Here is a 12,139-nt window from a genome sequence, read left to right on the forward strand (position 1 = left end):
CTCAAACAGTGACAGGCTCAATTAATGACACTACAATGTCACTAACACTGTTTTTAGATGCTTAATAACATAATGATGTCACTTATTACACCAGCAAAATCTCAAAAGAAACTAGCAATTAATGCGAGGGCGAAGCGTCTGCAAATGGATCTAACTCAAGAGGGGCTGTCCAAGCGCTCCGGCGTACCCCTTCGTACTTTGCGTAAGTTTGAGCAAGAGGGTGCTATATCCCTAGAGTCATTCCTCAAGATTTATATGGTACTAGGTGGTCTAGATGACATTGTTAAAGCGAGTGCTCCCAAAGAAACCGCTTTTTTATCAATTGACGAAGTGCTTGATACACAAAATACGAAAACACGTCAACGAGGTACTCGAAAATGAGTGCGAAAAATACAGTAAATGAAATAAAAGTCAGTCTTGACTTCGGCACGAAACGCATTGCGGTAGGTCGCCTTGCTATGCGTGGGCGAAAAGTCTACTTTGAATATGAACGCAGTTTTATCGAATTGAACCTAGAAATATCACCTATAAGACTTCCACTACAGCCAGGCTTACATAGTTTTGATAATACCTTATTTGAAGGATTACCGGGGGTATTTAATGACAGCTTACCCGATGGATGGGGACGGTTGCTGTTTGACCGTTTCGCGCGTACTCAGGGCATCCTACCAACTGATATAACACCGCTAGATAGGTTGGCTCATATCGGCACACATGGGCTTGGCGCACTGATCTATGAGCCTGACTTTGACTTAGCCGAACAAAACGAAAGTATCTGCTTGGATAAATTATCCGCAGAAGCACAAGAAGTTCTCGATGGTGAAAGCAGTGATGTGCTGAAACATCTTATCGCTTTAAATGGTTCTTCTGCTGGTGCGCGGCCCAAGGCCCTCATTGGTGTTAATGAGAAACGCGATCATATTATTCATGGCGTGAGCATACTTAGTGAAGGCTACGAGCCTTGGATGGTTAAATTCTCTAGTACGCAGGACGGCATTGATGCTGGAGCAATAGAATATGTTTACGCCCTCCTAGCAAAAGATGCTGGCATTGATATGCCCGATGTTCACCTTTTTCCTGCTGAAAAAGGGCACGGGTACTTTGCGGTAAAGCGATTTGACCGTTTTGGTCCAAAACGCTATCACATGCATACCGCTTGCGGGTTACTGCACTCTGATTTCAGAACACCTTCTTTGGACTACGAAGAACTATTAACATTAACGGGCATATTGACTCGCGATGTACGCGAGGTCGAAAAAGCATTCAGATTGGCCGCATTTAATGTACTCACACATAACAGGGATGACCACTCCAAAAACTTTAGTTTTTTGATGGATGAAGCTGGGCTTTGGAGGCTTTCTCCTGCATACGATTTGACTTTCTCTTCTGGTCCAGGTGGAGAGCAAAGCACTACTGTTATGGGGGAAGGCAAAAACCCGAATATTGAACACCTGTTGAAACTTGCTAAAGAGACCAATATCAAAAGGCAAAAAGCTGAAGGTATATTAGAGGAAGTCCTATCTTGCTTAGAAAATTGGACTGAGCTTTCAAAAAGGTATGGCGTGAGCAACGCAAACATTAAACTTATTCAATCAAAATTAAAAAACCGATAAATTGATGGAGCTACAAACATTTAAGGAAACTGCTTCACTAGACTTGGCTTATAGATTTAAAACCAATTAACTTGCCCTAGTTGCCACTACGTTTCATCTGACAATACTCTAAGCATTTCCTTGTTTTTTATTTCAAACAGCTATTAATGTTTAGCGGAAAGGGACGAAGCATAAGATAAAAGCGCAACAGAAAATACCAAGAATTTAAGCTGTTTCTAATCTCAGCTTATAGCTAAAAGCCAATTTGATTAATCGAATTCTCTAATAATAGCGATAGGTCGTTAGCTGCCCTTTTTAGCCGAAATCATCAAATGGCTGTGGCACATTATTCGTATACAACGAGCACAGAACCTAAACAATCTAAGTAACCCGAATCCTGCTTAAGAAATTGAACTAAATGCTGGTTCCAAGATCTGATCTTTCGACAAAGATTGAACAAATCCAAAAAGGAACCAGCCAAGCTTTAATTTGACTGATGTAGAGCGCAAGGCTATGGTTGTTGCTTAAGCAGATCTCAGGTTAAGTAAAAATTATTTAGATTGAACGACTTATGTGGACTATGGCCGCCTGACAGCTCTGCCTGTGATTTCAATCCAACAATAAAATATATTTCAAAGGGTAGCGACTGGCTCCTGAGCGATAAGGAGACGTTGAAGGACGTGGGCAAAGCTGATGTTAGATGATAAGAAAATTTGCACGTTTAATTCGACTCAAATATGACAAAATGTTGTTATCTCTGTACTGTGTTTCTATCTTAATAATTTTGGACTGGGTTCAGTATGAGACTATCAATAGACATTACAGCAGAGGAGCATCATTTCTTGGTCTTATTCAAAAAATTTACCTAATGTTTACGTGACTAAAGCAGTTGAGCATTTTATTTTTATCTAACAGTTAGTGAGGATTATCCAATTATTATCGCAGTTCTTCACAAATCGCGGGGCATCGTTAAACATCTTTCCAGCAGAGTTTAAATGAACCATATTATTCTATAGATAACTGGTAATACCATTTTTTGTCAGAGTGCCGCCTGAGTTCGCACTAGAAATTCAGGTGCCTGAGTCCACTCAGGCAACGAATCTATAGTCAACAGCGAGCGCAGGGTGTGTGAAAACTATTGATCACCTTTTGGTCTAAGCCCAGTGTTTTTATGATCAAACAATCTTAATGTTATTGACTATTAAATCGCCACTTTGAGTATAATGACATGGTCAGCCAAACCAGAGAAAACAATTCATGGCACACCATATTTTAGCCCAATCAAGAACACAAACCACCTTGTTTCCAGAAGTGCTTGAAGACTTTGTTACTGAAGATAATCCTGTTCGAGTCGTGGATGTATTTGTAGACGGTTTAGACCTTGAAACATTCGGATTTGAGCGCGTTATTGCCAAAGGCAAAGGCCGTCCAGGTTACCATCCAGCAATCCTGTTAAAGCTTTATATCTATGGCTATCTCAATCGCATTCAATCTTCGCGTCGCTTAGAAAAAGAAAGCCATCGCAACGTTGAGTTGATGTGGTTGCTAGGTCGACTGATGCCAGACTTTAAAACGATTGCTGACTTCAGAAAGGACAATGGCAAAGGCATAAAAAGCGTGTGCCGCAGGTTCGTAGAGATGTGTCGCCAGATGAAGATGTTCTCTGATTCAATTTTCGCCATTGATGGCAGTAAGTTTAAAGCCGTCAACAACAAATCCAAGAACTATACGCCTGGCAAAGTGAAAGACTGTATCGAGCGCGTTGAAAAGCATATTGAAAGATACTTAAGTCAAATGGACACCCAAGACAAGAATGAAAAAGAGACTGTCACCACAGTTTCAGCGTCAAAATTGGCATGGCTTGAAGCGCGTTTAGTTGAACTCAAAGCGCTTGAAAAAGAAGTGAATGAACACCCAGATAAGCAAGTATCACAAACCGACCCCGATGCTCGTTTGATGAAGACGCATCATATGGAAAGAAAGGCATGCTACAACGTGCAAAGCGCGGTGGATACCAAGCATCACTTAATTGTGGCGCACGAAATCACCACGACAACAGACAGAGGCCAACTTACCTTAGTGGCAAAGCAAGTCCAAAAAACGTTGGGGCAAAAAGACATTACCGTCATCGCCGATAAAGGCTATTTTAGTCGCACCGACATCAAGGAGACGCACGACAGCAAATGTGCGGCAAACCGATATATCGGGCGCCGCCAAGAAAGGCATATTCAACAAATCCTTATTTAAATACGATGCGCATCAGGATATCTATACATGCCCTGCGGGCGAGAAATTACCGCATCGACGTAACGCGACAGAAGATGGTCTTGAGCAAAAGGTCTACGTTAACCACATCGCTTGTAGAGACTGTACTATCAGGGCTAAATGTACAACGTCATTAAAAGAGCCAAGAAAGATGAAACGCTGGATTCACGAAGAGGTGATAAAGAACGTGAGTATCGAAATGAGCCTGCATGTGCTGGCTTATAATCTGAAAAGAATGATGACCATACTGGGAACAACTGGATTGATGGAGGCCATCAGGCGATAAAGGCGCATTAGCCTCAATTCGCGTTGTAAAACAGCCTTAAAACCTCACATTTACCCTCATCGACCGACCTTAACACTGCAAAATCAAAATCCCGCGCTAACGTTAATAATCGGTGACTCAATCATTTGGCAGGCTGAGTATCGGAGACAACAAGGTTTGGCGATTGTATTTTGAGTTTTCACACACCCTGAGCGAATACCCGCCAGTCGCAGTTCACTATTTTACATCCCAAAAGACAGTTTCGGCGACGTAGACAATAGTAAATTATAGAGTTGGTATTGCGACGAGTTGGTAATTTGACGAACTGCGCAATACTAGCGATACCAATCTGAAAACACGTTTATGTATTAACTGTTGCTATCAAGCAGACTAAGGCATGCTGCATCTGAACGCTTGTAATCAGATACCCGCCAATTAAATCAAAATGAGCAGAGGCGGTGTTTATAAAATATCGTCATAGAATGATTTATAAAAAGCTTACTAGGCTAACTTTTAAGGATAAATTGAGCTATGATCAAACCAGAGATTATTGTAATTATCAGGCTATTCCTGCCGATAGTGGTCATAATCCGGTCGGGTGGCTGATGGTGTTGTTTACTTGGGTACTTTTTGTAGGATTGGCGGTTACCGGATTTATGATGGAAGAGATAGATATGTTTTTTGGCAATAGTTTGCTCGAAAGTATCCATTCCATTTTTTCAAACGTATTATACGGCATTATCATCGTGCATATTTTAGCGGTATTCGCTGTTGGATGGTGGGGAAAAATTTCCTTAGTTGGTGCGATGATTACCGGTAAGCGTGAAATGTAATGACTATACTATTGAGACTTTAACGCCTAAAAGTATAAGGACAACACCTCCAAAAATTTCAGCTTTATTTCCAAGCCAAACTGATGTGCTTCGACCCATGAGAACACCAGTATAACTGAACAAAAACGTAATAATACCAATGATGATGCACGCGTAAATGCCGTTTATATTCATCAGCGTTAGCGAGAAACCAGCTGCGAGAGCATCGATGCTAGTGGCAATTGCAAGCAATAATAATGAATAGTGAGAATATGTTTTAGATGCTGCGCATTTATCGGGCTGAGATGTGACTGCTTCGTATATCATTTTGAGACCGATAATAACGAGTAATATAAACGCTATCCAATGAGCAAAACCACCAATCCAACTAAATAAAGCAACGCCTCCAAGATATCCAAATAATGGCATTAATCCTTGAAACAGGCCAAAGTATAAACCAGCTAACAGTGCAAGTTTCTGAATTTTCTTTGGATTGCTAACACCCATGGTTAAAGACACTGCAAATGCGTCCATACTTAAGGCTATTGCAAGTATTGTGATTTCGAACATCGTGGCTACTTAATAATAGAAGTTATTTTTTAAAGGTTTAAAAGGGGCTATAAGTATTCGTATTAAAAAAATATTATGCCCGTGACTACAATCGATATCTTAAAATATAAACATCAATTCGCGATGCAGATTAAGTCATCTGAGTATTATAATCAAACTTCTATTTTGAAATATTGTTTAGTCTAAAATAGTTTAACAAAGGATGAACCGATGTTTATATGGCATCTATCTGTATAATAGATGCACCAGCGTGCAGAAAGCTCGTTGTATTTTAGTGAGGGGGCGATAAGGCTAGTAATTCCGATCTGCTGTTCTTATGATGACAACCACCAATATCAAAAAATCTGAAAATTTAAATGTTTTTTTAACGATAAGCGAACGCATCAAACGCTAACCCAGTTATTGAAATTTGCTAACGTCTCCTATGTGTCATTAGGGTGAATTAGATAAAGTATCAGTGACTATATTTGGCACTTTTGCGACTGTCACGAGCTTAAAGCTTATGTCAGCCATGTCGGTTCAGATGTCATTAGCATATCAACCACTGATGCAGTTCCAATCCTTAATACCTAGTTTCAAACTTTCATATATCCGGATAATCCATAAATATTTAATTGTGCAAACAATACCGCATTCCAAGACCTCAGCATATGCAGTATCATTTGATATACATTTGTGCGCCCCTCCCTTTGGTATCGTTTATCGGACAAGCGCGCATACAACCCATTGATCCCAAGTCGCGGGGCCACATCACACAGTTTTTTCAACATGGTGTAAAATATATTTACGATATTAAAAGAAGAATGAGTCATGTTTAGTGGTCTACAGACGGTTAAAACAGATAGTTATGAAGATTAATTTTCCGTTGACTGCCATGTTATATAAATTACGAAATAACAACACCTCAACTTTTCGGCAAAGCGTAAAACTTGCGTGGCCTATCTCGCTGCAAAGTATCCTGGTAACCATGCTGGGCATGAGCGACATTATGATGGTTGGTCATCTGGGTGACGCAGCGGTTGCGTCTGTTGGATTAGGCAACCGTATTCAGTTTGTTGTGCTGATCATCTTGTCTGGTCTTGCTACTGGCGTGGGAGTGCTCTCTGCGCAGTATTATGGTGCAGGTAAACTTACTCGCGTCAGTCCGGTAATCATTAAGGTTCTGATTATTGGAACTGGGCTTTTATTGCCGGTGGTGTTGCTGACCTTTTTTTTCGGCGATCTTATTGTTGGTTTAGGTACCACTGACCCTGCAATAATTAATATAGGCAAACAATATCTGTGGGTTACTATGCCCAGCTTAGCCTTCGTATTAATCGTCATGGTTTTTGAGAATGCCCTGCGTGGGTTCAGTCAGGTAAGGCTCTCTATGGCGCTCGGTTGTATTGCGATTATTATTAATATTGCGCTCAACTACTGGCTAATTAACGGCGGGTTAGGGGTCGATGCATTGGGCGTGCTCGGTGCGGCTTGGGCAACCTTTATAGCTCGAGCAATTCACGCCTTAATGATTGTATTTTGTCTGGCTAAAAGTAAGCATATTGTCTTTCCTACGGGTCTTACTGGAAATGACTTTTACGACATAAAACAGTGGTCTCATTTAATTAAACTAGTATGGCCGTTGATGGTGAGCTTCGGAGTCTGGTCATTAGGTACATTTGTGTATCAGCTCATATATGGTCGTATTGGCACACAAGAACTCGCTGTCATGAGTCTAATGGCGCCGCTGGAAGGTTTATTAGTCGCCTTCTTTTTTGGTTTTGCTTCTGCTTGTTCCATTATGATTGGCCAGCGACTTGGACAAGACGATTTCATGTCTGCTTGGTCTGTAGCGCGAGGTTTTGCGATTAGCGCGCCCATCGTGACACTTTTCTTAGGGCTACTGATGCTGAGTTTGGAATCTTTAATGTTCATGCCCTACGCCAATTTGGATCAGGCTACCTTGTCCGTCGCCCACGATATTTTTATACTGATTACATTTGGCACCTGTATAAAAGTATTTAACATGACAGCCTCGATGGGAATTTTGCGCGCTGGGGGAGATAACAAACACTGTTTGCTTATCGACTTCTCCGGCATGTGGATAATTGGCATTCCGTTAACCTTTGCAGCTGCATTTTATTTTGCCTTGCCGATATATTGGGTAGTGTTGATCACTTATTCAGAGGAGATCGTCAAGTCTGTCCTGTTTTTTTATCGGGTCAAAGCAAGACATTGGCAACGTAACCTTACCGCGCATTCAGGTCCACAGGACGCGATTTAATGCTCATTACAGATGCCTCCAGCACTGCTAACCCTTTTTTTATATAAATAATTTTGCGACTAGGTTCAGCTCAGTAAAAATTTAAGCGGAAGTCATGTTAGGTTAGTTAGGTGGGTAGAAGTTTAGGACAAATGGACCTTTCACTACAATTGAAGCCCACAATAGTGTTGAGTGAGTTATGGCACTCATTACGAAGTGCCATAACAGAGAACTTTAAGCTCTGCTGGTAAACTTAACGTCTGCCGTATTTACTTTTATTTTTTCGCCAGTTGAAATATATTCTGGCACCTGCACGGTTAAGCCAGTAGATAATAATGCTGGTTTTGTGCGAGCACTAGCCGATGCGCCTTTAATCGAAGGGTCTGTTTCAGTAATAACTAAGTCAACTGAAGCCGGTAATTCAATACCGACTGGCTTATCATCGACGATTAATAACTGCAGACCAATGGTTTCTTCAGTAATAAACAAAAGCTCATCGCTAATCGTCTCTTTATCTATCGAATAAGGGGTGTAATCTTCATTATCCATGAACACATACTCGTCGCCATCGTAATATGAAAACATTACTTTTTTCTTGCTAAATTCGGCAGTATGTATCATCTCATCCGCTTTGAAACTTTCATCTGCTTTAGCGCCTGTGGCAACTTCATATAAACGCATTCTATATAAACTTGCACCTGCTCTGCCGCTAGGCGTAAGCTTTGCGATGTCTTTTACAAAATATACTTTTCCATTCAGTTCAATGGCGGCATTTTTCTTTATTTCACTGGCTTTTGGCATACTGCTTCTCGTTAAGATCGGTAATAAAATTCTGGGTTGTTTAAAAATAGAACGGTCTAGCTGGATGATATACCATTTTTGTATGTCATGTCTGCTATTGATACCTAGGCATGGCTTTACCTGCGTCTACTCATGGCCGAGTTGCAGTGCGCCGTCCCATTTTTCAGGTACGCCGTGTAATATGAGTTGTTCAGTCCACTTAATATGATGTTTGAGGATAGGATCTTTTGGGCTCAACTTTTTCGCCGTACGGAATACATCGAGTGCACCTCGTAAGTTCCCTTCGATGCGCAAATCCAAACCTTGTTGAATAGCTTCAGCGTTATTTAGTCGTTGTTTTTGTAATTCATCGGGTAAGTGCGACAGGACTTCAACAAGCTTTAACGGCTCGGTGCGTCCTTTTACCCTAACCCAGTCGATAGTGCGAGAGGCAAATGCATACTCTGCTGTTGCCACTAATTGGTCAGTCACAATAATATCGACGTTATATACGGGGGCCAGTGTTTCAAGGCGTTGTGCAATATTAACACTATCACCGATAACCGTTGTATCCATTCTATCGTCTGAGCCTACGGTACCGATTATAACGGGGCCAAAATGAATGCCAATGCCAATATTGACAGCACTATAGCCACTTTTTTCACGATGTTGATTATATAAAAATAATGCACGCCTAAGACCAATGGCAGCTCGGATCGCGTCTTGTGCCTTGTCGCAATCAGACCCTTCTGGATTATCGAATAACGCCATGATGGCATCACCAATAAATTTATCGATAAAGCCTTTATTGTCATGAATCGGGGCATTCATGCGCAAGAAATATGAATTTAGAAAATTCATTAATTCCTGCGGACTCATTTTTTCAGAGAGACCAGTAAACCCTCTGATATCGCAAAACAAAATGGCCACATTATCTTCGTCGGCATAACCGAGTTCGATTGATTGTCCTTGCTTGTAAATATGCTCTACGAATTGGCGCGGAACAAACTTTTGGAAGTTTTGGTTAAGATGCATCGCTTGGTCGGCTTTTTGCTGATAAGACTGCTTTTCGGAGTCAGTATATTGCACCAGTTTATTGTTAATGCGCTTCGCTTTGCGCAGGGTAATTAACCATAGCGCAGTGCTTATAATCGCATAAATTGATAAACCAATAACCCAAAAGAGCACAGACTTAACTTCCTATTACTTTGCCGTAATTTGTTTGAATGCCCTATCGGCGGCTTCAATCGTTGCATCAACAACATCAATAGTATGCATTTTAGAAACAAAACCTGCCTCGTAAGATGCCGGTGCGAAATAAACACCTTCGTTGAGCATTGCATGATAGAACTGGTTGAACTGGGCCGTATTGCAATTTATTGCTTGCTTGTAATTAGTCACATGTTCAACATCAGTGAAAAATAGTCCAAACATACTACCAGCGACATTTATGCTCATAGGTATATTATTTCTATGCGCTGTATCTCTTATACCTTCTGCCAATATTTTGGTATTTTCAAAAATACTATCATAGAAACCGGGCTCGGCTAATTGTGATAGCGCTGCAAGGCCCGCCGCCATTGCAATTGGGTTGCCTGATAGTGTACCTGCTTGGTATATAGGACCTGTTGGGGCTATGTGCGTCAGTATTTTCTTTTTACCGCCAAAAGCACCTACTGGCATGCCTCCACCAATAACTTTACCAAGACATGTAAGATCAGGTTCCACGCTGTAACGCTCTTGAGCGCCGCCCAAAGATACTCTAAATCCGGTCATAACTTCATCAAAAATAAGCAGTGCACCATAGTGGTCACAAATGCCACGTAAGCCTTCAAGAAAGCCTTCAACTGGTGGTATGCAATTCATATTGCCGGCTACCGGTTCAACAATAATGCAGGAGATATCGTCGCCATGTTCATCGAATGCGGCTTGTACAGAGTCAAGATTATTAAAATCGACTGTTAAGGTGTGCTTGGCAAAATCATCGGGTACACCTGGTGAACTAGGTACACCCAAAGTAAGCGCACCAGATCCTGCTTTTACTAGCAGAGAGTCAGCATGGCCGTGGTAACAACCTTCAAACTTCAATATTTTGTCTCTGGCGGTATAGCCGCGAGCAAGACGTATAGCGCTCATTGTGGCTTCGGTACCTGAATTTACCATACGTACCATTTCCATTGATGGTACTAATTTACTGACTAATTCAGCCATGATAATTTCGGCTTCGGTTGGGGCGCCATAACTTAGGCCAAACTCAGAAGCGTCAATAACCGCTTGTCTGATTTTTGCGTTGTTGTGACCTAGTACCATTGGTCCCCAAGAATTGATGTAGTCAATATAGCGATTGCCATCGACATCCCACATGTAAGGGCCATCAGCCCTGTTAATAAACCGAGGAGTACCGCCTACTGCTTTAAATGCACGAACGGGTGAATTCACGCCGCCAGGGATCGTAATTTGAGCTCTTGCGAAAAGTGTTTCAGAATGGGTTGTCATAGTTATTTTTGGCCTTTATTGCTGTACCAGTGTACGGGTCTATCAAAATCGGAAACTTTGTCTTCAACGCCTAATGTCAGGGCAAATAATGCCATCCTGACCAACACGCCGTTATCAGTTTGTCTAAAAATCGCCAGATTTGGATTAAGATTTAAATCATTATCAAGTTCGTTTGCTTCCGCTCTGGAATCTCTAGGGAGAGGATGCATGATGACAGTTTTTGATTGGAAATGTTTCGTATATGTTTGTTGATTCAAACGAAACTTTCCGCGATATTTGTTTGCTTCACCTTGCGATGGAAAACGCTCTTCTTGAATACGAGTTTGATAACAAATGTCTGCATTGAAACTCCCCTCTAATTGCTCAGTGATCGTTAGTTTGTGACCTGCATTTGTGATCATATCGCAAATGTAAGCAGGCATGCTAAGTTCTTGCGGTGAAATGAAAATGAAATGCAGATCTTTATACAAGCACAAAAGCTTTGACAAAGAATGTACGGTACGACCGTATTTAAGATCGCCAATCATGGCAATATTTAAACCATCAATTCCTTCACCGTGGAATTTTCTTTCTTTTTCTATGGTGTATAAATCAAGTAATGCTTGAGTTGGATGCTCGTTCGCACCATCGCCACCATTTATAACCGGAACTCGACTTCCTTCGGCAAATTCGGCCACCGAGCCTTCTTGCGGATGGCGCATGGCGATGATATCTGAATAACCGCTTAGCACTCTAGCGGTATCATACAAAGACTCACCCTTTGCTAGGGCGGAGTTACTCATGCCCGTGGTTTCTCGCACTTCGCCTCCAAGTAAGTTGAATGCGGTGCCAAAGCTGACTCGGGTTCTTGTACTTGGTTCGAAAAATAAGTTACCCAATATCGCACCTTCAAGCACTTGTGTGCGTTTTTTGCGAAGCGCATACGGCAACATGTTGTCGGCCACTAAAAAAACTTTTTCAATAGCTCCTCGGTCGAACTGCGCGACACTTAACACGTGTTTACCGGTAAATTGAGTCTTCAAAACGGCGCCTTTATGGGTTAAATATTAACTGCCGCGTAGTTTATCAAAAAAATGCTGGCTAGATGCTAAATTTTCATCAACAGCAGATAAAAGTG

9 protein-coding genes and 1 pseudogene are annotated in these 12,139 nt (G+C 41.5%); 5 read left to right on the forward strand and 5 right to left on the reverse strand.

Annotation, left to right across the window (positions count from 1 at the left end):
• Window positions 1-72 precede the first annotated feature (72 nt).
• The 4 genes and pseudogenes from G399_RS0100520 to G399_RS19890 all read left to right on the forward strand — a co-directional run bounded on the left by G399_RS0100520 (window position 73) and on the right by G399_RS19890 (window position 4,955).
• Window positions 73-381, forward strand: a complete 309-nt coding sequence (locus G399_RS0100520) for a helix-turn-helix domain-containing protein (protein ID WP_026843322.1) — start codon at window positions 73-75, stop codon at window positions 379-381.
• Complete coding sequence (locus G399_RS0100525; RefSeq protein ID WP_006011110.1) at window positions 378-1,613, forward strand: type II toxin-antitoxin system HipA family toxin; 1,236 nt, start codon at window positions 378-380, stop codon at window positions 1,611-1,613. The genes G399_RS0100520 and G399_RS0100525 overlap by 4 nt, the downstream gene beginning before the upstream one ends.
• Before the next feature lie 1,236 nt (window positions 1,614-2,849).
• Window positions 2,850-4,143: pseudogene (locus G399_RS19885) on the forward strand (IS1182 family transposase).
• 503 nt (window positions 4,144-4,646) lie between these two features.
• Entirely contained in the window at window positions 4,647-4,955 is a 309-nt protein-coding gene (locus G399_RS19890) for a cytochrome b/b6 domain-containing protein (protein ID WP_006011108.1), read from the forward strand.
• A gap of 3 nt (window positions 4,956-4,958) precedes the next feature.
• Here the strand turns inward: G399_RS19890 and G399_RS0100540 are convergent, their stop codons facing one another.
• Window positions 4,959-5,504: a manganese efflux pump MntP gene (locus G399_RS0100540; protein ID WP_006011107.1), complete on the reverse strand. Its 546-nt coding sequence runs from the start codon at window positions 5,502-5,504 to the stop codon at window positions 4,959-4,961.
• A gap of 847 nt (window positions 5,505-6,351) precedes the next feature.
• On the opposite strand from G399_RS0100540, the gene G399_RS0100545 reads away from it, so the two are divergent.
• Window positions 6,352-7,767, forward strand: coding sequence for an MATE family efflux transporter (locus G399_RS0100545; RefSeq protein WP_226988959.1), 1,416 nt, complete (start codon window positions 6,352-6,354; stop codon window positions 7,765-7,767).
• A gap of 213 nt (window positions 7,768-7,980) precedes the next feature.
• Here G399_RS0100545 and efpL read toward each other — a convergent pair whose 3' ends face one another.
• The 4 genes from efpL to G399_RS0100565 form a co-directional block, all read right to left on the reverse strand.
• A complete protein-coding gene (efpL, locus tag G399_RS0100550) occupies window positions 7,981-8,547 on the reverse strand; it encodes an elongation factor P-like protein EfpL (RefSeq protein WP_006011105.1) in 567 nt (188 codons plus the stop codon).
• A gap of 126 nt (window positions 8,548-8,673) precedes the next feature.
• On the reverse strand, window positions 8,674-9,714 hold the full coding sequence (locus tag G399_RS0100555) for an adenylate/guanylate cyclase domain-containing protein (protein WP_006011104.1): 1,041 nt from the start codon (window positions 9,712-9,714) through the stop codon (window positions 8,674-8,676).
• A 15-nt stretch (window positions 9,715-9,729) separates the two neighbouring features.
• Window positions 9,730-11,022 carry a glutamate-1-semialdehyde 2,1-aminomutase gene (gene hemL, locus G399_RS0100560; RefSeq protein WP_006011102.1) on the reverse strand — a complete coding sequence of 431 codons (1,293 nt, stop codon included), beginning with the start codon at window positions 11,020-11,022 and terminating at the stop codon, window positions 9,730-9,732.
• 2 nt (window positions 11,023-11,024) lie between these two features.
• Window positions 11,025-12,044 carry an aspartate carbamoyltransferase gene (locus G399_RS0100565; protein WP_006011100.1) on the reverse strand — a complete coding sequence of 340 codons (1,020 nt, stop codon included), beginning with the start codon at window positions 12,042-12,044 and terminating at the stop codon, window positions 11,025-11,027.
• Window positions 12,045-12,139 lie beyond the last annotated feature (95 nt).

Source organism: Brumicola pallidula DSM 14239 = ACAM 615, assembly GCF_000428905.1.
GTDB classification, from domain to species: Bacteria; Pseudomonadota; Gammaproteobacteria; order Enterobacterales; family Alteromonadaceae; genus Glaciecola; species Glaciecola pallidula.